Genomic DNA, 22,129 nt, shown 5'->3' on the forward strand with positions numbered 1-22,129 from the left:
ATATGCACGTAAGTCAAACGGACAAGTTTGTTACAGATAGAATTTGTATATCACATTTTTAATTGAATTGTTAGGTTTTGAACTCTCTAAATTTTAATATTTTTACTGCTTTACCCGTAACTTCTTCCAATTTACCTATGACACGAATTTGATTTCTTTGCAGTCGATCACCCAGCCCTTTGACTTCACAAAAAAACCAATCTTGTTTGTCGGGTGAATATACAAACAGGTCAGGCAAGCCAGCCCTGTTTTCAAAAATATAGTTGATGACTTTTTGAGGAATGGTGCTTTTTATTGTTTCAATTTTCTTTGTGTGCTTAGGCGTTTCGTATTTTTCGATAAGACTTAGGTAGCCAAGGGATTTATATAGCAGAATAGCGCCAAGCCATTCAAAAAAGTGATAATGGGGCTGGTTGTGGGTGATTCGAACGTCATGCTCATCAAATAATTGTGGATATTTCTTTGCCCACTCCGAAATGAGTTTCCCTGAACGGAATAGTTCGCGCTGAGAAGGATGGAAGGAGAATTCTAAGTCTTGCATTTAAAATTCCTTTAGATCTCGCAAAAAAATCCCAAATCTATGCCAGAATCAGCCGGATTATGATGCGGCGAGGTTTTTCAGGCATGAAATTGTTTCCCGGGAAAAAGGCTTGTGCCGGCACGGCAGTATTGAGTTGTTTTTAAACACAGAGGTTGATTCGAGTTCGTAACGTGAAGAGGCGACAGCTTTTCCCCGAATGGCTGTGTTAGGAATAGATGAATAATAGGCGATAACAGGTGTTATATTATTTTGTTTGACGGTTTTTTTCATCTGTTCTTTTCTGCAGCATCTCGAACTGTTTTTTGATATTAACCAGCTCTTCGTTTAATAAACGCAACCTGACTGACATATATTCCGCAAATACCTTGTACAACAATAACAAGAAACTTGCTGCTTCATCGTCAGAAGAAAACTTATCTGTAGCACCAATGTTAACGGCCAGGCAGATGGTTTTGCCTTCCGCATATACTGATGCCGACCTGCTTAACTTGTCCAGGATTCTCATTTCGCCAAAAATTTCACCGCTCCTGCTTAGCGTGCAAATGTTTATTCCATCTTTTTTCACTCGCACCTTGCCGGAGAGAAGAACATAGAGCCATAAGTCCATATCCCCTTCTTTGATAATAGGTTCCCCGTCTTCGTATTGTCTCATCTTGCTCAGCCTGAGCATTTTTCCAAGACTCTCTATTTCGAAATTCTTCAAGCTGGGAACCGAAAGAAGTTGCTGTATATTGTGCATGTCATCTTTAAGATATTTTGATTCAATCATATTTAGCTCGCAAGTGTCTTGTTCATTTATTTATTATATCATGTTTATATCAACAAATCAATCTTTGGCTCATAGTTCCCATTCTGCTTAACATTAATCAGCCGGATTAGATGCGGCCAGGCTCTTTAGGTATGAAATCATTTCCCATGAAAAAGGCTCCTGTTGACACGGCAGTATTGAGTTGTTTGTAAATACAGGGTCTGCTTCAAGATTGTAGCGCGAGGAGGCGAGAGCTTTTCCCCACATGGCTGTGTGGGGAATCGGTGAATAATAGGCGATAACAGGTGTTATATTATTTTGTTTGACGGTTTTGATGGAATCTTCAATTGAGCTTATCGTTTGCCCGGGCAGGCCGGCTAACAGATATGCGCCGACCTGATCTTTATTAAAGCCCGCATTCTTCAGGCAGGCAACAGCCCGCATAAATTCATCCTCGGTTACCTTTTTATCAAAATCCTTTCTTTTTTCAAAGGCTGCGGTTTCAAGCCCAAGACGCAGTGTTTTAAAGCCTGCTTTATACATCAGATCTGCTGTCTGATCCGAAATGCACTGGATATGGACGGCATTTGGCGTGTGAAACCGCAGATTCATACCTGCCTGAATTATTTTTTCCAGTATTGGGACAGCATGCTTTTCAGCGTCCACAAGGAGCGCATCATCGTAAAACACAAAATCGATTACATCATATTTTTCATGCCAGTAGCATATTTCTTCCACCACGGATTCCGGGCTTCGCAAAGCTCTTTTTGGATTTAAAAAATGTGACGCGCAGTAGGCGCAGGAAAAGGGGCATCCTGTTGACGTGAGAACGGGAATATAGGAGATTTTTCTTTGCAAGTCAAATGCAGGATAAGGATATGTATCAGGATTGTCAGGGTTATATTTTGGGCTGACAGCAAAGCCTGTAAATTCTTCAGCCAGCTTGAGGATGTGTTGAGCTGTTGGACCGGTTATGACTCTGTCCGCGCCTGAATGAACATCGGCGTGATCCCGGCAGAGAGTGGCATAAATACCGCCAAGAACCACCAATGCGTTCGGATATATTTCTTTAATGATGTCAATGGCATGCCGCACACCCTGATGCCAGTAAGTCATAAGTGAAGTGACAAGAACAAGATCGGGTTTTGGTATGGATAGGAGATCGTCTCTGAACCATTCTTCCCTGATTCCGTATCTGGAATAGTTTCTGGATACATCCTCAAGACCGTTTGGTCTGGGGATTCTGGTTTTTAAATACGGGCCGCGGCCGTATCTCGCATGAAGATCGGTTTTGACGGCTTTTTGATGAAACCTGTCAAGGCAGTCAATATATGCAACATTATATCCGTGGTAGCGAAGAATGGAGGCAAGTGCGAGAAGTCCTATCGGCTTTGCCCAGACGTCGTAAGCTGCAAAGTCGCATATCCAGGGATTTACAAGCAGAATATTCGGGGTGTCTTGATTCATGGTTTATAATGTGAATAGTCATAATTCGAGCTTCAATGTTTTTCACCACGAAGAGCACAAAGAAGAGAAAATCCTCTAATCCTCTAATCCTATGGCATCCTGCGGAAAGTATTCCATTGAGATTTTTTTCAATTCCTCGCGGCTGAAAAGGAGTGTATATGTATTGACCGAGGTTGCTTTCGATATCTTCAGAGCTATTTCCCTGCAGGACTCTTCATCCCCGGCGTGAATCATGGTGTAGAGGTTGTATGGCCAATCGTCACTGGGGTTTCTCCTGTAACAATGTGAAACCTGCCTGAAAGATGCCATCTTTTTCCCGACTTCATCTATCTGGTTTTCGTCAACCCTCCAGGCTACCATGGCATTTGCCTTAAACCCTGATTTCTGGTGCCGTATGGTTGCGCCAAAACGCCGTATTACCCCCCTGTCGCAAAGATCTTTCAGCTTTTCCAGAAAAGTATTTTCTGAAATACCTAATTGCTCCGCGATTTCAAGATACGGCTGCTTTGTTACGGAAATGTCGCCCTGGATTGAGGCCAGGATCTTTTTTTCAAGTTCTGTTAACATATTAAATTATAAATATTTAAATAAAATAATGTCAAGGACTTTTGGATTCGGGGAACAGGTTTTGTATATCATGCTCTGTTGCCCGGCATATACCATTTTCGGTAATAAAACCTGTTACAAGTCTTGCGGGCGTGACATCAAAAGCAAAGTTTGCGACAAGGCTGCTTTCAGGGGTAATCAGAACGCTTTTTATCGCTCCCTGTTCAAGGCCCTGCACATACCTTATTTCATCAGGATCACGCATTTCTATAGGTATCTCTTTTAACCCGTCTTTTAAGTCCCAGTCAAAGGTGCTGGAAGGAAGGGCAACATAAAAGGGGATGTTGTTATCCCTGGCTGCCAGAGCTTTAAGATATGTTCCGATTTTATTGGCGACATCGCCGGTGCGGGTAGTTCTGTCTGAACCCACGATCACGATATCCACCATGCCGTGCTGCATGAGATGACCGCCCGCATTATCAGCAATTACAGTATGTTTTACACCGTGTTTGCCGAGCTCCCATGCTGTCAGCCTTGAACCCTGATTTAGCGGTCTTGTTTCGTCCACCCATACATGGACATCTATGCCGCTTTCAAAGGCCGCATATATCGGGGCGGTCGCGGTTCCATATTCTACACAGGCGAGCCATCCTGCATTGCAATGGGTGAGAATGTTGACGGTTTGACCCCCTTTTCCACGGCTTATCTCTGCGATCAGGGTTAGGCCGTTTTCACCTATTTTCCTGCAGTTTTCGACCTCTGTTTCGACGATTCTTTCAGCCTCATTAAGGGCTGCTTTAATTTTACCGGATGATGTTTTTGCTTTGAGTGTTTCAGCTAAAACCTTATCAACAGCCCATGCAAGATTTATCGCCGTAGGCCGTGCAGATTTTATCCTCTTACACTCTTTTATCAGAAAATCGCTGCCTGATGATTTATCTTCAGCATTTAAGGCGGCCAGATAAACTCCGTATGCTGCCGTAACACCTATCAGGGGGGCGCCTCTCACATATGTTTCCTTTATAGCTTTTATGACATCATCGACACTTTTAAGCTCCGCTACCACAAACCGGTGTGGAAGAAGTCTCTGGTCAATTACCTTGATAACCTTTAAATCTTGACTCAGCCATATCGGCCGCATATTTTTATTAGAGATCTTTTCTTGCCTTGGCAATATCGTCAACCTTTCCCATTACTATTAATACCATTCCTTCTTTCAGTACCTGTGAAGAGGGAGGATTAAATTCAATTTCTTCAGAATTTTGTTTTGCGCCTAAAACCAGCAAATTGAATTTGTCCTTGATGCCTGATTCGCTGATTGTTTTCCCCACAGCGTTTGATTGCGCTGAAACGGTTATTTGATGGATTCTTAAATGCTGTTTTCTGCTGCGAAGCATGCTGTCAAGAAAATCAACGGCAGCGGGACGGATCATTTCAGATGCCATGCGGAGCGCACCGATAAAATTCGGTGATACAACGCTGTCTGCGCCGGCCTTTTTGAGTTTCGGCCTCAGCTTCTGATTTGTCATCCTGCTTATTATCCGTATGTTTTTGTTCAGCATTCGTGCGGTCATTGTAATATAAAGGTTGTCCTTGTCTGAAGGAAGGGCGATGATGATTCCGGCCGCTCTTTCAATGCCCGCGGCTAAAAGATTCTGATCATCTGTAGCATCCCCTTTGACATAGAGCAGATTTTCTACCTGGCTGCACCGCTCTATATTCTTTTCATCAAGCTCTATCAGAACAACCTGCTCACAATTTTTAACAAGTTCTTCAAGGAGAGGGCATCCTGTTTCGCCGCCGCCGCATACTATATAATGGTTGTTTAACTTCTTTATCTGTTTATCCATCTGTTTTTTCCTTAATATTCCGGAGAGGTCTCCCTCAACCAACAATGCCGTCATGCTGCTTATGCCATAAAGTAAGATTCCCATCCCAAAGGTGATGAGAATCATGGTAAATATCTGCGCGGCGGCATTGCCTGTAACCTGGATAATTTCACCATAACCAACGCTGGTTAATGAAATTACCGTCATGAATATACAATCCATGAACTTTGGTTTTCCATCAAACAGGATATAATAGCCTATGCTTCCTGCCGATATTATGACAAAAATAGCAATCAGCGCAAAATATAATCTTTTTTTAATATTCATCGAGAAATTAATTCTTTTGCAGCAATAAAACCAGGCTCAAAAGCTTTTAAATTAGAGTCCACAAAACTTTTTTTATTTTATAATAACTATACTGTGCCGCTCCTCTTATTGCAAGTTTTTCCTTTTTTCCATGCCCACCTAGGCTCTTTCAAATTAAAGACGCAAAAAACCCGCTCGATTTTTAATCTGTATAATGTTATAGACTGTTGCGATAAAGGGGTAATTTTGAGGATATCTCTTAAATTTCATGAAGGCGTGGAGGAACAAAATGATTAGGGATTGTTCATTTGGGGCCATTGTTATTAAAGGCAAACAATATACCTCAGACCTTATTATCTATCCTGATGGGCATATAGAGGCTTCGTGGTATCGAAGGAAAGGGCACAGCCTTTCATTAGATGATATAAACAAACTTGTTGAATCTAAACCAGAAGTCATTATTGCCGGGACCGGTGTCAGCGGATTAATGAGGCCTGAGTCCGGACTTGATAAATTGCTTCTTGAAAAAGGCATAGAGTTTATTGCGCAGCCGAACCAGAAGGCAATTAAAATTTACAATGAACTGTCATCTATAAAAAAGGTCGGCGCCTGTTTTCATTTAACATGTTAATTGAAGGTTGTGAAAAAGTATTGTAATTTCAAACAGTAAGGCTTTATGCTGCCCGGAGTTTCATAAGCGGCGATTAGTGGCAGGGGAGTATATCTTGATATTTCACATATTATCTGCTATTAATTATTAAATTAATTAAATCACGGAGAAAAAATACATGAAAAACTATTTTGCGGCAATATTATGCCTTGTGCTTCTGGTAATGGGTTATGGATGTACTACCTTTTATAATGCGGCCGTGGATGAACGCAATGTGCGTACAGTGGCCAGCGACACAAAGATTAAGGCCACGATCCTGCAAAAATTTATCGAAGACAATGTTGTTAAGACCTTTGATATCGATATAAGCTGTTATTATGGCCATGTTTACTTAATCGGTGAATATGATGTGGAAAAACAAAAAAACAGAGCCATTGAAATTGCCGGGAATGTTGAAGGGGTAAAAGATGTAACCACCTATCTTCTCAAAAAGAAAGATGGTGATCCATGTGGAGCAACGGACAATCTTGCCATGAAGGCAAAGATTAAAGCCAAACTCATCAAGGATGGGGATATCTGGTCAACCAATGTCGACGTAACAGTTATTCAATGCAACGTGGTATTTGTGGGTATTGTAGGATCAGATAAGGAAATAGAGAAAATTATTGCTCATGCTGAAAGTATAGGAGGAATTCGAAGCGTCAAATCTTTCCTGAAGGTAGCGCCACACTACAACCAATAAACAATTTCCTGACAAAAAAGTAAGAAAACAGAGGAGCCGGGCAGGCTCCATAAAAAACATGTGTATATTGTTTCTATAGGTATAACCGGTCTACAATGAAGGGTTAAACATATGAATAGACTCTTTCCGATTATAGCAACACTGGCCATACTATTTGCTTATACAACAGGCGGTATTGCATCAGAAAAAGTGGTTGAAGTTGAGGGAAGCAGCTTTATTTCCAAAGAGGATGCCGTACATCAGGCTCAGCGTTTGGCCGTGGAGCAAGCTGTTGGGGTCTTTATCCAATCTAAAACCGAGGTGGAAAATTTTGCGATTAAAAAAGACAGGATTATGTCCCGAACACAGGGCTATATCACCCGCTTCACGATCCTTAGGGAAGAAAAGGATGAAGGCCTTTACACTGTCAGGTTAAGCGCAACTGTTTCAATGGACAAAATAAAAGACGATCTTTTGGCTATGAAAATTCTGCTTGACAGCATGGAGCGGCCCAAGCTTATGATTTTAATAGAAGAAGAATATATCGGCATGGAGAATGTAGGCATGTGTTTAGCCGAAACCGAGATATCCTCCATGCTTGCGGACAAGGGTTTTGATCTTGTTGACAGGGCGCAGATTGAGAAGATAAAGAGCCTTGACCAAAGCAGACAGGCTTTAGCCGGAAATATTGCCGCAGCCAAAAGGCTGGGGTTGGACTTTGGATCTCAGTATGTGATAGTGGGCAAGGCCGTAGTTGAAGATATCGGCGAGGCTTATCCAAATTCCGGCCTTAAATCGCTTCAGGCGAGTCTTCAGCTAAAAGTCATTCAAACCCAGACAGGGCTTTTGTTAGGTTCCATGGTAAAAAACGGAATTTCCGTCCATATCAGTCCGCTGACCGGCGCTGGCAAATCTCTGCGCATAGCGGCTCAAAAGGCTGTTGACGAATACCTGGTTGATACCATTACCAACTCTTTCCAGGAGTTTCTCAATAATGGCGCTCCTATTAAACTGCATATAACCGGCGTAAAATCCTTTCAGCAATACAAATTGATTGTATCTAATATTGAAATTATGGACAAAGTTGTAAGCAGCAAAAAGGAAGCCTGGAATAAAACCGGGGGGCTGCTTGTTCTGGATCTGCGCTTTAAGGGCACGAGTGAAGAGATTGCCGAACTTCTGGATGGCTTTAATCTTGGCAAAAACAGCCTTGAAGTGGTTGATTTTGCGCCGGACAGAGTTGACTTTAATTTGCGATAATAAGATACTTTTTCAACAGGATATCCAGAACATAAAACATCATTAAGCTTTATATTATTTCCCGCCGCCATCAAATTCTATGGTTTTAGTGATCACGGTTGGAGAAAATTTTGCGACAAGCCTGGACGCAACTTCGGCTGACAGCTCGTTTAAGGTTTGATTCGGAGCCGGCAACCGGCTTAACTTCATCCCTCCTAAAATAGAAAGAGCATATTCCTTATCGCCGCCGAATTTTTGATTGTAATTTTCCGTGACCTTGCCGGTCGCTATAATCTGCTTTGTTTTCAGGTTAAATACTTTGAAATCGGTGGTTAGAGAAGCCTGGCGTATGATATAGGGCACTGGTTTGAGTACTGTCCTTTTGATTTCCACGTCCATCCATTTACCAGAAATGTTTTTCTCTTTTTTATATTGTCCCGTTCCTTCCTGCATCTGGATCTGATCATGTCCATGGATGTCATTTATGCTGGAGGTTACCCGCCCGGTAATTACTCCATCTGCATGAAGATCTTTAAGGTCGGGTAAAAATCTTGGATCATCTACCTGATCATAGGCAATCTGATCCAGGGCGTTTATCTTTGAAGTGTCTATAAGGTTGAAGTGCGGCACCTCGCTTAATTTATTATAGAAATAGCTGCGCACTGTTTCACCGAACCGGCCTTCAAACTTAAGCAGGGCAATCGTTCGGATGCCTCCCAAAGAAACTTCGGCAGGCTTGATCCTGCTTACACTGGTCTTTGCGACGCAACCAAACCATGCAAGCATTGCAACTACTATTAAACCCGTTGATAATTTTAAGATATGTCTCTTGCAATTCATCAGCATTCTTTTTTCAATAAAAGGTATATTTATTGCCGCAAGCCGGCATCAATATTTTTGCCTTTTGGTTCAGGCGGAAGATTCGGTTTTATCAAAAAATTTTCTTTAACCGATTCAACTACCTTGTCTATATTTTCTACTCCATCCCTGATTTCGTTAACCCCTCTCTTTGTAGACCGTGTAACCTCAGGTATATCAAGGCTTCCTTCTTCAATCTCTTTTAATATTCTTTTAATACTTGAGATGCTATCCGATACTCCCTCTACGACTTTTTTTGTTATTTCAGGCGCTTTTGAAGATGCCTCGGCAATGCTTTTTAGAATCTGAGTTACTTTGTCAAGATCATCAAGTATGATCTGCAGAACTTCCCTGGATTTTAGTATACTGCCGACAGTCCCCTTGCCGGCTTGTATATCGCCGGTAATAGCTTCAAGATGAGAAACAGTTTTGTTTAAGTTGTTGACGGTTGTAAAAAAAGGGCCATTGGGATCCCGCATTATTTGTGTTATTTCTGAGATATCCTGGACCATCCTGATAACCTTTTTAGCTGTTTTTTCAATCTGGAACTCTGACATAAAGTCGGATATCATTTTTTTTGCCGTGGAATTGATTTCTCCGCCCTCAGGTATCAGGGGGCTGTCGGCGCTTCCTGGTTTAAGGGAAATATATTCAGACCCGATAAATGTCGGGCTTTCCACAATTGCAACAGAATCGCTTCTTATTCTGGAAGAATATTCCTCTAAAATAGCCAGCTTAACCTTAACCCTGTTTTCAACAAGTATAATTTTTTTTACCTTTCCTATATCTGCTTTAAATAGTTTTACAGCAGCATCTTCCTTAAGATTATAACTTTCATCAAAGGTAGTATAATATGTAATGTATGTTTTAAACCAGTCTTTACCCCTGCCGATAACAGCTACTGTGGTCAGCAGTATAATAATTATAAATATTATAAACGTTCCTACTATTTTTTCTTTTTTGCTGAAATCAAGATCCATGGAATTAATAAGCGCCTAAAGTATGTTAAAGTATGTTAACGTGCCTAAAGTTAAAGGAATTCTGCCTGTTTTATACCTGCCGGCAGGCAGGCAGGTTCCTTAAGCCATCAATGCACAAAGGAGCAAGCTCCTTCTATTTTTGGGTTATCAATTAGCACGCCGAAAGCGTACCACAACTTTAGGCATTTTAGGCACTTTAGCTCACTTTAGGCACTCAAAACACCTAATCTTTAACGGTTGTCAGGTTTCCCTTTGAAATAATTATTTTTCTATTTGAAAATTCTTTAATAAAATCTGTATCATAAGATATAAAAATAACCGGAAGTCCGGATAACGACATTTTTTTTAGCAGTTTGATAAGAAAATTAAATTTTGTTTGCCCTACAAAATCTTCGGGTCTCTCAAGCAGCAGTATATCCGGTGATTTTGTAATTTCCCTGATTATAATAGCGCTTCGCAGCTCCGTAGGTCTGAGATCACCGGGACGAATATCTAACTTATCATAAATGTCGAAAACAGTGCATAAATTTTTGACATTATCATCTATATCAAGGGAAAGTGAATTTTCAAAGTAATATCTCATCAATAAAAGATTTTCCCTGATACTCATATTGCTGATCATCGATGCATCATTGGTGACATAGCCTATTTTCTTCTTATATGAAAGAAGATTGGTATGATCTGAAAAATCAATTTTTTCTCCCGCAAACCGGTAAGTTCCAGACCCTGAATGCGCAAGCAGGGCAACTGCTCTTAGAAAAAGGTGGGCATCATCCGGAAAATCCGCTTGTATATAACAGATATCCCCCTTTGATAAAGTAAAATGAAATTTTTTGAGGCCACTTCCCGTGCCGGTTGGAGGAAGCGTATAATCTGAAAGCTCGATCAACTTCATTGTTTAGTTTCTTCTCACATTTAGTCGGAATAAAGTGATTTGTTCCGTAAAAAGTCAAAAAATCACTTTTTGCGAACCGTGTTAAGTGTTAGGTGTTATTTACATATAAAAAATTATTGATATAACAACATTTATTATAAGACAGTAAAAAAAGCACTTAATAGCTGCTTTTGATGTTGCCACAGGCAAACCAGTAATATTTTTTTTTATGCTGAATCCGTGATAGAGACATGTTACGGTAATAATAATTCCAAAACACAGGGCTTTTACAATTCCTACAATAATATCCGTCGGACTTACGGCTTTTGCAATCTGTCCAAGAAAGTCGCCTAAATCAATATGTGTAAAGCTCCACACTACTCCATAACCTCCGACAATGGACACCAGGTCAAAAACGATGAAAAGACAAAGTATGGCGGATGTAATCCCTATTAATCTCGGCAGACAAATTGTTCGTATGGGATCAATACCCGCCATTTCAATTGCATCTATTTCATGAAAAATCTTCATATAACCGATCTCTATGGTTACTGAAGTAGCTGATCTCAATATTACCAAAAGAGCTGTAATACCGGGGCCTAATTCTCTCACAATTAACAGCACCATTGTTGTGCCTGTGTCGTATTGATTAGAAATCCTGGCAAATTGTACAATAAGCATGCTCCCAACAATAAGAGCAATCGGAATAAGCAAGGGAAGGGCTTGCACAGCCGTAAAATATATCTGTTCCAGCATAACTCTTCTGACAAGAACTCTGCCTTCTTTGGGCCTTTGAAGGATCAGATTGAATATTCTGTAAGTAAAGGCAAATAGATCCAGAATGTGGTTGACAGATTTAAAGGTTTTTCTGCCTATGTAACCCGCTATTTGATACATATTACTCGTTGCTCGTTGGTTGTTGGTTATTGGTTGATTTCAGGCCTGTTGACTTATTGTAAATCTTACAATATAAAATTAAAACAGGTCAACAAAATTGAACAGGTACCATTTGCCTGACATTTCATACGGAGATCTCGCGGAGACCTTTATGAAAAAACTTGCCTTATTTTATCCTCTTCTCATTTCTATGTTTGCCATATTCGTCGGAACCCTTGCCTATTTGCAAGGGATATCCTTTCTTGATCTAATGGAATTAAAAACCATTGATTTAAGATTTGAGGCCAGGGGACAAATTTCCCCGGGCACTGATGTGGTTCTGGCGGTTATTGATGAAAAAAGCATTAGTAAAGAGGGAAAGTGGGTATGGCCGAGATCAAAAATCGCAAAGCTTGTCAGAAAACTGTCAAAAGCCGGCGCCAGGGTAATAGCATTTGATGTTGGATTTTTTGAACAGGATGATAAAAAAATTGTAAACACCATAGATGAGATACAACGCACAATTCACGATCACAATATTCGAAAAAAGGAAATCGACAACTACCTGGAAAATCTAAAAAAGCATGCAAACAACGATCAGCTCCTTGCCGATGCCATAAGAGATTCCACTGCCAAGGTAGTGCTGGGATATTTTTTCCATACAGATTCTGCTGATTCAAGTCATATCAGCGAAAAGGAAATCAGCAGTAACAAGGAAAATATTTCAGGGTCCAGGTATGAATTTATACGTTATGCTTCAGAAAATGCTCAGAATATACCACTTATTGAAGCCGGAGCACCTCAATCTAATATCGAGATTATTTCAACCGCAACCGATTATTGTGGATACTTTAATATGTTTCCGGACAGAGACGGGGTCGTGCGATGGATGCCCGGTGTCTTTAAGTTCAGGGATATGTTTTACGCTCCTTTGTCGATGATTACTGTCAGCGCCTATTTAGGAAGCCCTATTTCAATGACTATTGGTGAATATGGTGTGGAAAGAGCGCAAATCGGTAAATTAGCGGTGCCGACAGATGAGTTGGGACGAATTTTGATAAATTACAGAGGAGCAGGGAAAACCTTTCCTCATATACCGGTTACAGATATATTAAATAATAATATAGCCGATACTGTTTTAAAAGACAAGATTGTTATAGTGGGTGCGACTGCTGTTGGAATCTACGATTTAAGGGTCACTCCATTTGAAAATGTTTTTCCAGGCGTTGAAATCCACGCAAATGTCGTAGACAGCATCCTTTCAAAGGATTTTATGTATCAACCGGCCTGGGCCGCTATCTTTGACATCATGGCAATAATTGTTGCCGGACTTATCTTGGGGTTTGTGCTTCCCAAGGCAGGCGGAATATCAGGCGCTGCAGCCGGTTTTTCATTGTTTGTCGGCCATATATTTTTATGCCAGTATCTATTCTCTCAAAAGGGCTTAATCCTTAACCTTGTTTACCCCCTGACTGTCATAATTTTAGTGTATATCAGTATAACAGCATACAAATATTTTACAGAATCGAGGCAGAAAAAATTTATCAAAAATGCTTTTTCTACTTATCTTGCTCCAGCAGTTGTCAAACAGCTTATCGAGTCTCCTGAAAAACTTGTGCTGGGTGGTGAAGAACGTGTAATTACAGCATTTTTTTCAGATGTTCAGGGTTTTACAGGTATTTCCGAAGGATTGACTCCACAGGAGCTGGTTGAGCTGTTAAATGAATTCCTTACAGAAATGACAAGCATAATCCTTAAATATAAAGGAACGGTGGATAAATTCGAAGGTGATGCTATAATCGCGTTTTTTGGGGCTCCTAACGAGCTTGAAAATCAGGAAGAAATAGCATGCATGGCTTGCATTGACATGCAAAAAAGGCTGTCTGAACTAAGAGAAGGCTGGAAAACATCAGGGAGGCCGGAACTTTATATGCGGATCGGTCTTTGCACAGGTCCGGCTGTTGTGGGCAACATGGGATCAAAAACACGCATGGACTATACAATGATGGGAGATACGGTTAATATCGCGGCAAGACTGGAAGGGGTTAACAAGATATACGGAATTTATACGCTGATTAGTGAAACAACTTTCAGCAAAGCAGGCGATAAAATAATGGCAAGGGAAATTGATTCGATAAATGTTTCGGGGAAAAAAGAACCGGTAATGGTTTATCAGCTTTTAGGTTATCCAGAAGATATTGATGAACGCATGAATAAGACAATAGATAATTATTCCAACGGCCTTTCTGCATACAGAAATCAGGATTGGGAAAAAGCCGGAAGTTTTTTTAAGGCAGCGTTGGACCTGACACCTGACGATGGCCCAAGCAAGGTCATGCTTCTCAGGTGTGCTGAATATAAAATCAATCCCCCTCCAAAAGATTGGAATGGATCATTTGCCATGAAAACAAAATAAAATCAACTCATAGCAAATAAAAGGTTGTTATTTAAAATGAAAAAACTGTTTAAAATAAGTCTGCTTATATGTTTGTTTCTCGCTCCATTTTTATCATTTGCTTATGCAGACAGGCAAGTGGCGGGCACTATAACATTTATGATCGGAGATGTATTTGTTTCTCATGACAAAACCGCCTGGGTTAATGCGGATTTTGACATGAAAATTTATCAGGGGGATCAAATCAGGACAGAGGCGGAATCACGCTGCGAAATTACCATTGAAGACGGCACTATGGTTAGAATGGATGAGAACTCTTTCCAGCAAATTGAAAAATGTATGAAAAGCAAAACCGCTAAAGAGGTTTCCTTGTTTCTGTCTTCAGGGAAAATGTGGTTAAACGCCCGCAAGATCCTTGCAAAATCCGACAGTTTTAAGGTCAGAACCAACAAAGCGGTTTGCGCAATACGCGGAACAAAGTTCAGGGTTGATACAGATAATGAACAGACGCGAATTAGTGTGCATAAAGGGGTTGTGGCAACCTGGAGCGCTTTGTTTGACAATCCGAAACCCAAGCCGCCGGATGCTTCCATATTAAAACCTGAGCCAATCGCCGGGCCGCATCCGGTGTCCATGGAAAAATGGGTGGAAATTGTAAAAGCCTTTCAGCAGATTACAATCGATTCAAATGGAAAATATGAAAAAAAGGATTTCAACATTAACAGCATTATGGAAGATCAATGGATAAGATGGAATATGGTTCGTGATGGTGATCAGGATTAGAGGATTAGAGGATTAGAATTGGTGTTTTTATAATTTCTTTTGTTCTTCGTGCTTTTCGTGGTGGAAAAAACATAATAAATGCTAAAATCTCACCATTCAACATACAAAAAACATATCATTATTTTTTCCCTTGCTGTTGTGGGATTTTCTGTTCTCTTTATTTCTATTCTGTTTAAAGGCATTGCCTACAACATACTTGCGCAGATAGACAATACCCTTTATTCTCAATTTTTGTTAATTCGGGAGCGGCTCAACGAGGATAAAAAGGGTATTCAGAGCAATGTCGTTATAGTCGGGATCGACGACAAAACATTAAACAAACTTGGCGCTTATAATCCTTCCAAATATCGAAGATATCACATAGATCTGCTTGCGAATATACTTAAAGGCAAACCATCTGCTGTGGCTTATGATATCCTTTTCGGCGATCCCCATGATGATCTGGATGTGGACAGGCGGTTTTCTGAGATTATGAAAAAAGGGCCGGTCTTTTCAGTTGTTTTCGGGTCTGCTTATGCTCAATCAAAACAAATGTTCAAGCCACTTGCCGACGATATCTCCGGCAAACAGGGCATGAAATTTGTAAGCGAAAACGGTTTTGAGTCAATGTCTCCTTTTGTGCTTTCTTCTCTGAAAGGCATTGGTCTTGCAAATGCATATCCGGATAATGATGGGATATTAAGGAAGATGCCGATGCTTTTCAAAGTGCGCGGCAGGTTCTATCCGACAATATCGCTCGAGATATTTAGAAGCATAAATAATATCCCGCAATCTAAAATCAGGATTAAAAACAACAGGCTGATAACCGGCAAGACAACAATTCCTGTTGATAAATATTGCAGGGCGTATGTAAATATCGACAATACATATAAAATAAGAGAAATATCATTTTATGATGTCTGGTCGGGTCGCGTGCCGGAGCGTTTTTTTAATGATAAAGTTGTGTTTATTGCTGCAACGGCTACAGGCCTTGGCGACAATAAACTTGTACCGCTACTTGGCTATGTCAGCGGAATAATGATTCACGCCAACCTGTTTCTGAATATGGCCCACAATAATTTCATTAATGAAGTTGCGGAGACCTCTTATTATCTTCTAATACTTTTTGCTTCTTTTTTTTATACTTACCTGTTTTATTCACGCCACGAATTACCTCTCATAACAAGAGCGGTTGGTTATTTCTCAAGTGTGTCGCTTGTAACAAAGTTCGGCGATGTGTTTCTTAAGGCCTCCTTTATCAGCCGCCCTTACAACTCATTCAAATCCATGTGTGACAGAAGCTATGGTTTAAGAATATTTTTTCTTTTGTTTTCTGAAACGAGACAGCGCCTTGCGCCGGTTGTTTTACAGCTTGTATTGCTATATGCAGCCCTTTTTTTAATTTTCTATTATTTCAACATTCTTATCAAACCATTTACCATTATGATACAATTGGTCATCTCTTATATAATTGTTTCTGAATTCAAAAGAATAGATTTCAGCAAGATAGTGCCCCCCTGTCGGGCGGATAATATGAGTGACTGAAATTAAAGTGTCTAAAGTGAGCTAAAGTGCCTAAAATGCCTAAAGTTATAGAAAAAATGATAATGTTTAAAAAACCGGTTGCAATCTTTTTTATTTGCTTCTTTTGCCTGTTTTTTCTTTGCATGGGAAAAGCGGCTATTGGCGCATATAATGATGTTAGAGGTTTTAATACAGCCGCCGGACTGCTTGATAATGGAATGTATCTTGAAGCGTTAAGCATATATCAGGAGATTTCAGATTATTCGGATAAACAGGACAACAGAGCGCGGGCATTATTGTTCATGGGAACTACTTGCAGCCTTTATCTTGACCAGCATGACGCTGCCTTGGAACAATTCGACAAAATCATTAAAACCTATCCGATTAGCCCGGCTGCCTCTGATGCTCTGTTTAACAGCGGAATGGTCTTGTATGAAAAGGGTGAATTTAAAAAAGCTTATGAGTTTTTTAAAAAGTACATGAAAAAATATCCGGATGGCCTGCGCGGACAATCGGCGGAAGTATGGGCTGACAGCGCAAAGACTCAGATGTCACAGATTCGGGAACCTGAAGAGATTGCTTTGATTCCTTTGGATAAGAGGGACGCTGAGGATACAATTATAAGGGTTTTGGTTGAAAACAGCTCTGAAAAAATTACCATTTATTCAGAGCAAAACATCTCATTGTATAATCCATTTTCAAAGAAAATGATTTATCGCAGCTCAGAGCCTGTAACCTTTACAAAACAGGGGGAGCAGCTTGCGGCAAATGGCCGAAAGCTTGATCTCACCATGTGTGCGGTCAAAACCGACGGCAAAACTATTATGGTTGATAACCGCAGATTCAGAGGTGATCTTACTATATTAGCTGATTCAAAATCGCTGTCTGTTATTAATAATATTCCGGTTGAACAGTATCTTTATGGTGTCGTACCCAAAGAAATGCCGCATGACTGGGAAAAGGAAGCCCTGAAAGCTCAGGCAGTGGCTGCCAGAACATATGCTCTTTATATTAAAGATAAAAGCGCCGACAAACCTTATGATGTGGAATCGACCACGACATCGCAGGTATATGGAGGATTTGACTCTGAAAAAGAGGAGTCAAATCTGGCGGTTGATGAGACACAAGGTCAGGTACTTACCTATAATGGAAGACTTATTGTCGCCTATTTTCATTCAAGCAGCGGAGGGCATACCGAAGATTCAAAAAATGTATGGAGCACTGATTTGCCGTATCTTAAAGGGATTCCTGACACTTTTAGCGCAAATATCCCAAATGGCCAGTGGAGCTTTTTTGTTTCATATAATGATATGCAAAATAGTTTGAACAAGTACGGCCTGAATATTGGACAGATCAGGGGACTCAATGCCGCTGGTGAGTCTCGATCAGGACGTTTACTGGGAGTAAGGGTTATTGCAAAGAACGGGACAACCGAATTAAAAAGCAATAATTTCAGAATAAAGGTTGGAGCAACCGGGTTAAAAAGCACACTTCTAAAAATAGCTCCGGATCGTGACGGCATTCTTTTTACCGGCAAAGGTTACGGTCATGGAGTCGGTATGAGTCAATGGGGCGCCAATGTGATGGCCCAAAAAGGGTTCGATTATCAGGATATTTTAAAGCATTATTATCAATCCGTTAAAATAGTGGCTCTGAGCAGCCAACAATGATGAATTCGTAAAAAGTCGAATTCATAAGGTGTTAGGTGCCAGGTGTTAAGTGTCAGGTAAAAGCAAGATTTTTTGATCTTGAAAAGGAGAACGCATTACATGTCATCCGTTAAATCAAAAACAGGAAGAATAAATGTGGTAAGAATAGCCGCTCTGGTATTTCTGTTCATTATATCCTCTTCGTATGCCTATGCCTCGCAATCTACCATTACAGAGGCCGCTGGGTATGCCTGCATGGGTGAGGACAGGTCAAGGAGACAGACGGAACTGGCTGCGCTGGAAGCTGCAAAGAGAAACGCAATAGAGTTTGCATCGACCTACATGACAAGCGAAACACACATGAAGGACTTTGAGCTTGAAAAGGATCTGGTATCTGCATACGCAAATGCTACAGTGAAAGTCATTAAGGAGCTTGAGAAGGGCTGGTACAAAGATGCAAAGTCAGGGGATTGCTTCAGTGTGAAAATTAAGGTTGAGGTGATACCTGATGAAAAGGCAATGGATAAAGTTTCTAAAAGAAAGGATGTTGTGGATAATCCGTCTGCCCCGCTTCATGTCCGGCTCTGGACGGATAAAAAGGAATATGAGCGTGGCGACAGGATGAGGATTTACATAAAAGGGAACAAGCCTTTCTATGCCCGTGTCATATACAAGGATGCTGTCGGGGAAATGGTTCAGATCCTGCCAAACCCTTACAGAAATGAAAACTATTTCCAGGGCGGGGTTATCTATGAAATTCCATCAGGCAACGACAAATTTGATCTTGAAATAAACCCCCCATTCGGCGAGGAAAATATATCCATATATGCAAGCACATCACCGCTGGGCGACATAGACCTTCACTCTCAGGGAGGAGTCTATTTTGTCAAGACAAAGGCAAAAGACATCGGTCCAAGAACAAGAGGGATAAAACTGACGGGAAAATCAACCGCCGCAGGCGGCTATGCCTCTGAGTTTTATGAGGATAAGGCTGAAGTTAAAACAAGGTCTGCGAAATAAGTTGAAATAGGAGCATAACACATTTTATTGTGAATGCGCAGGAAATGGTGCCGCTGATTTTTCCTCTTTCTTTATCTTCTCCGCCGCTTTTGAAGCACTAAATCTCTTTTTAACATATTTCGAACTGAGGTTACCGAATGATCTTGCCTTCCCATAAGTCACTCAGGAAATTTCTATATGGCATTATTTGTATCCTGCCATGAACTCTCTCTTCCATCTCATTACATACAACCAATGCCTTACGTGGCGAATATTCCTCTATAAAGGCGTTCAAAGGCTGTAAATCCCTTTTCTCGATTAGAGTTGAGCCTTTTACTTCAATGGCTACATCGCCTCCGCCCAATACAAAGTCGACTTCCAAACCTGATTTTGTCCTCCAGAAATTGATTTCATAATCGATTTCATTGTAGGAATTGTAGGCTGCGATCTCCATAAAAATAAAATGCTCAAATGCTTTTCCGAACAATTCACCCTTTTCTTCCTCAATATGTCGCTTTGTTATGGCGCCTGCAACCCCCACATCAAACAAGTAAAATTTTGCCGCTTTGCTGATGACCTGCCGGTTTTGCCTCCTCTTAAAGGGTTCTATCATAGCGCCTAAAAGCGTATCCACAAGTATCTGATAATACTCTTTTACAGTCTTGGAATCTACACCGCAATCACGCGCTATATTGGAATAATTTGTAAGCTCTCCGTGAGAGTATGCCATGGCATCAAAGAATCTGGAAAATGCGGGAATGTTTCGGGTTAACCCCTCATTAAAAACTTCTTCTTTTAAATAATCTTGCGTATAGGCTTTCAAGGATTTCTTATAGTTTTCCTTAAGATAATGATCCGGTATCATGCCGCAATTTAATACTCTTAACAGATCCCAGTTCTCCAGTTCAAGCGTAACAAATGGAAACATCTCATAACGCCATGCCCTGCCCCCAAGAAGGTTAGCCTTTCCTCTCTTCAGCTTCCGTGCGCTTGATCCACACAGTATAAAGCTCAAACCCTTATTTTCAATCAACCAGTGAACTTCGTCCAGGAGTTGAGGAATCTTCTGTACCTCATCCAATATCACCGGATGTTTCAGAACATCATCATCCTTTGCCAGCAGTCGTTCCCGCAAAAGAGCAGGTTTCCTGGAGAACTCAAAAAACAGATCGGTTTGAAGAAAATTATACACAAGGCTGCCTGGAAACCTTGCTTTCAGATAAGTCGATTTTCCTGTCTTTCTTGGCCCCCATAAAAAAGCAGACTGCCCTGGCGGGAGATCGATATTCAGGATCCTCTTGATATTTTCCATTTTCGTACTTCGCTCCGATTTAGTTAAACTAATTCGGAATATAGCGCAAGCCGGTGTGGCAGTCAAGAAGAAATATCATTAAACAATCTCCAGTTGCCTTTCAGCATTACACATGATAAATTATTTAATAGTATGTAAAAAGAATAAGGAGGAAAAATATGGCCACTAATTTAGCAATTGACGACAAATTAATCGAAGAAGCACGTTTAATTGGTCTGCATCGTACCAAAAAAGCAGTTGTTACTGAAGCGCTCCTTGAGTACATCCAAAGGCGCAAACAGGTTGAAATTATTAACCTGTTTGGCACGATAGAATATAAGTCAGATTATAATTATAAAAAACATATTCCAATTGCTCTTCACGCGCCAAGAGTGACAAAAAAATAAAAATGTCTATCAAGACATCTAATTCTGGGGACAGCTTACTTAATTCACAAAAAAATATGTGTGGTGTTCCCGGAAATCCCTGGGAAGAGAGAGTTCGCTTTCAGGAGGTGAGAATTTTTATGTTCAGTAAAACGGTTTTGAAAATACATTTATGTTTCATCCTCGGCCTGCTGCTCTTAATGACAGGATGCGCCACAGCTTTGATGCAGGTAGCAGAGAAAGGTGATATTAATGGTGTAAAGGCACTACTTGATCAAGGTGCTGACGTGAATGAAAGTTTCTACGGTAATACAGCATTGATGTCTGCATCAAGCTGTGGCCACACCGATGTGGTGAAACTTCTGATTGAAAGGGGCGTGAATGTAAATACGATGACACAGATTGGCTCGTCAGCCCTGGGGTATGCAGCAATAGGTGGCCACAGGGATGTGATGAAAATCTTAATTGATAACGGAGCGAATGTAGATGCAGCTATAAGGGGTTTAGAGCAAGGAACTGCCATCGTCGTCGGCCATCCCGATTTATTTGCTCGAATTAAGATGGGCATTAAGCTACTTGAAAAGACTGTTAAGAAGCAGGAAATCGCCAACCAGCCAACAATGCCAGTTCTCAGGCCATCTCAAGAAGTATCCCCAGCCATCAAATCCGACGTTGACGATCTCCCTCCGGTGACGGCAAAACCAAACAAGAACGCCTATGCAATCGTCATCGGAGTTGAAAAGTACCGCCAGAAACTGCCGAAGGCTGATTATGCAGACAATGATGCCAGGATTATGGCAGAGTATCTCACGAAGGTCATGGGATATCCTGAAGAGAATGTTGTTACATTGCTTAATGATAGGGCACTAAAAAGTGATTTTGAAAAGTATTTCGAGAAATGGCTCGGTAATAACGTTGAAAAAGGCAGTTCGGTTTTTATCTATTTTTCTGGCCATGGCGCGCCGAATACCAAAACCGGCGATGCTTATTTAGTGCCCTACGATGGCGATCCAACCTTTATTGACCAAACAGGCTATTCTCTGAAAAGAATGTACGATGCACTCGGAAAGCTTCCGGCAAAAGAAATTGTTGTTGCCCTTGATTCCTGCTTCTCCGGTGCTGGTGGAAGGTCGGTGATCGCCAAGGGTGCACGGCCTCTGGTTATGAATCTCCGGAACAACACGGCTCTGTCAAAGAATATGACTGTCATATCCGCATCAGCTGGCGACCAAATCAGTTCGACCTATGATGAAAAAGGGCATGGGCTTTTTACCTACTTCATGCTCAAGGGGATCAAGAATGAGGATGTCCTAAATCCGGACGGTTCTATCAAAATGGACGATCTGTTCGGTTACCTCAAGCCCCAGGTGGAGCGCATTGCGAGGAAGCAATTCAACAACGAGCAGACGCCGCAGTTGATCGGGGCGAAAAAGAATTAGGGATTGTTTATGAGAAAATGCTGCGTTTTGTATGGAGGATAATGGATTGACAATTATTATTTCTTACGATAGTGATTCATTGTAAGAAA

Annotated in this window: 22 protein-coding genes; 10 read left to right on the forward strand and 12 right to left on the reverse strand. The window is 40.9% G+C overall.

Translation table 11 applies throughout. The features are described from left to right. Positions 1–70 precede the first annotated feature (70 nt). The 7 genes from VMW78_00800 to VMW78_00830 all read right to left on the reverse strand — a co-directional run bounded on the left by VMW78_00800 (position 71) and on the right by VMW78_00830 (position 5,458). The gene (locus tag VMW78_00800; GenBank protein ID HUV49549.1) at positions 71–541 is read right to left on the reverse strand and encodes a VRR-NUC domain-containing protein; all 471 of its coding nucleotides are present in this window, start codon (positions 539–541) and stop codon (positions 71–73) included. 57 nt (positions 542–598) lie between these two features. Further along, a complete protein-coding gene (locus VMW78_00805) occupies positions 599–811 on the reverse strand; it encodes a hypothetical protein (protein ID HUV49550.1) in 213 nt (70 codons plus the stop codon). Continuing rightward, positions 786–1,310 (reverse strand): cyclic nucleotide-binding domain-containing protein, encoded by a 525-nt coding sequence (locus VMW78_00810; GenBank protein ID HUV49551.1) that lies wholly within the window; start codon positions 1,308–1,310, stop codon positions 786–788. Before VMW78_00810 ends, VMW78_00805 begins: the two co-directional genes overlap by 26 nt. A 93-nt stretch (positions 1,311–1,403) precedes the next feature. Further along, positions 1,404–2,756 (reverse strand): B12-binding domain-containing radical SAM protein, encoded by a 1,353-nt coding sequence (locus tag VMW78_00815; GenBank protein ID HUV49552.1) that lies wholly within the window; start codon positions 2,754–2,756, stop codon positions 1,404–1,406. 75 nt (positions 2,757–2,831) lie between these two features. Further along, complete coding sequence (locus tag VMW78_00820) at positions 2,832–3,323, reverse strand: winged helix-turn-helix transcriptional regulator (protein ID HUV49553.1); 492 nt, start codon at positions 3,321–3,323, stop codon at positions 2,832–2,834. 31 nt (positions 3,324–3,354) lie between these two features. After that, a complete protein-coding gene (mtnA, locus tag VMW78_00825) occupies positions 3,355–4,443 on the reverse strand; it encodes an S-methyl-5-thioribose-1-phosphate isomerase (GenBank protein HUV49554.1) in 1,089 nt (362 codons plus the stop codon). A gap of 7 nt (positions 4,444–4,450) precedes the next feature. Further along, positions 4,451–5,458, reverse strand: a complete 1,008-nt coding sequence (locus tag VMW78_00830; protein ID HUV49555.1) for a potassium channel protein — start codon at positions 5,456–5,458, stop codon at positions 4,451–4,453. Between the two features lie 268 nt (positions 5,459–5,726). Between VMW78_00830 and VMW78_00835 the strand changes: the two genes are divergently transcribed. The 3 genes from VMW78_00835 (at position 5,727) to VMW78_00845 (ending at position 8,028) form a co-directional block, all read left to right on the forward strand. After that, positions 5,727–6,068: an MTH938/NDUFAF3 family protein gene (locus VMW78_00835; protein HUV49556.1), complete on the forward strand. Its 342-nt coding sequence runs from the start codon at positions 5,727–5,729 to the stop codon at positions 6,066–6,068. A gap of 157 nt (positions 6,069–6,225) precedes the next feature. Next, positions 6,226–6,789, forward strand: a complete 564-nt coding sequence (locus tag VMW78_00840; GenBank protein HUV49557.1) for a BON domain-containing protein — start codon at positions 6,226–6,228, stop codon at positions 6,787–6,789. A gap of 111 nt (positions 6,790–6,900) precedes the next feature. Then, a complete protein-coding gene (locus tag VMW78_00845) occupies positions 6,901–8,028 on the forward strand; it encodes a hypothetical protein (GenBank protein ID HUV49558.1) in 1,128 nt (375 codons plus the stop codon). 54 nt (positions 8,029–8,082) lie between these two features. Here the strand turns inward: VMW78_00845 and VMW78_00850 are convergent, their stop codons facing one another. From VMW78_00850 to VMW78_00865, 4 genes are all read right to left on the reverse strand, one after another. Then, positions 8,083–8,847: a hypothetical protein gene (locus VMW78_00850; GenBank protein HUV49559.1), complete on the reverse strand. Its 765-nt coding sequence runs from the start codon at positions 8,845–8,847 to the stop codon at positions 8,083–8,085. A 29-nt stretch (positions 8,848–8,876) separates the two neighbouring features. Next, positions 8,877–9,845, reverse strand: a complete 969-nt coding sequence (locus tag VMW78_00855; GenBank protein HUV49560.1) for an MlaD family protein — start codon at positions 9,843–9,845, stop codon at positions 8,877–8,879. 223 nt (positions 9,846–10,068) lie between these two features. Then, positions 10,069–10,740 carry a hypothetical protein gene (locus tag VMW78_00860; GenBank protein HUV49561.1) on the reverse strand — a complete coding sequence of 224 codons (672 nt, stop codon included), beginning with the start codon at positions 10,738–10,740 and terminating at the stop codon, positions 10,069–10,071. Positions 10,741–10,839: 99 nt separating this feature from the next. After that, positions 10,840–11,616, reverse strand: a complete 777-nt coding sequence (locus VMW78_00865; protein ID HUV49562.1) for an ABC transporter permease — start codon at positions 11,614–11,616, stop codon at positions 10,840–10,842. Positions 11,617–11,767: 151 nt separating this feature from the next. On the opposite strand from VMW78_00865, the gene VMW78_00870 reads away from it, so the two are divergent. From VMW78_00870 to VMW78_00890, 5 genes are all read left to right on the forward strand, one after another. After that, on the forward strand, positions 11,768–14,011 hold the full coding sequence (locus tag VMW78_00870; GenBank protein HUV49563.1) for an adenylate/guanylate cyclase domain-containing protein: 2,244 nt from the start codon (positions 11,768–11,770) through the stop codon (positions 14,009–14,011). Positions 14,012–14,047: 36 nt separating this feature from the next. Then, complete coding sequence (locus VMW78_00875; protein HUV49564.1) at positions 14,048–14,773, forward strand: FecR family protein; 726 nt, start codon at positions 14,048–14,050, stop codon at positions 14,771–14,773. Positions 14,774–14,851: 78 nt separating this feature from the next. Further along, positions 14,852–16,297 (forward strand): CHASE2 domain-containing protein, encoded by a 1,446-nt coding sequence (locus VMW78_00880; GenBank protein HUV49565.1) that lies wholly within the window; start codon positions 14,852–14,854, stop codon positions 16,295–16,297. A gap of 35 nt (positions 16,298–16,332) precedes the next feature. Further along, positions 16,333–17,946: a SpoIID/LytB domain-containing protein gene (locus VMW78_00885; protein ID HUV49566.1), complete on the forward strand. Its 1,614-nt coding sequence runs from the start codon at positions 16,333–16,335 to the stop codon at positions 17,944–17,946. A 99-nt stretch (positions 17,947–18,045) separates the two neighbouring features. Beyond that, positions 18,046–18,945 carry a DUF4384 domain-containing protein gene (locus VMW78_00890; protein ID HUV49567.1) on the forward strand — a complete coding sequence of 300 codons (900 nt, stop codon included), beginning with the start codon at positions 18,046–18,048 and terminating at the stop codon, positions 18,943–18,945. A gap of 130 nt (positions 18,946–19,075) precedes the next feature. Here the strand turns inward: VMW78_00890 and VMW78_00895 are convergent, their stop codons facing one another. Continuing rightward, positions 19,076–20,236 carry an AAA family ATPase gene (locus VMW78_00895; GenBank protein ID HUV49568.1) on the reverse strand — a complete coding sequence of 387 codons (1,161 nt, stop codon included), beginning with the start codon at positions 20,234–20,236 and terminating at the stop codon, positions 19,076–19,078. A 158-nt stretch (positions 20,237–20,394) separates the two neighbouring features. Here VMW78_00895 and VMW78_00900 point away from each other — a divergent pair, with 158 nt between their 5' ends. Further along, the gene (locus VMW78_00900) at positions 20,395–20,622 is read left to right on the forward strand and encodes a type II toxin-antitoxin system VapB family antitoxin (protein HUV49569.1); all 228 of its coding nucleotides are present in this window, start codon (positions 20,395–20,397) and stop codon (positions 20,620–20,622) included. A gap of 119 nt (positions 20,623–20,741) precedes the next feature. Next, positions 20,742–22,040, forward strand: a complete 1,299-nt coding sequence (locus VMW78_00905; protein ID HUV49570.1) for an ankyrin repeat domain-containing protein — start codon at positions 20,742–20,744, stop codon at positions 22,038–22,040. The last annotated feature ends 89 nt before the right edge of the window (positions 22,041–22,129 follow it).

The sequence above is a fragment of the Anaerolineae bacterium genome, assembly GCA_035529315.1.
In the GTDB taxonomy this organism is placed as follows: Bacteria; Desulfobacterota; Desulfobacteria; order Desulfobacterales; family ETH-SRB1; genus Desulfaltia.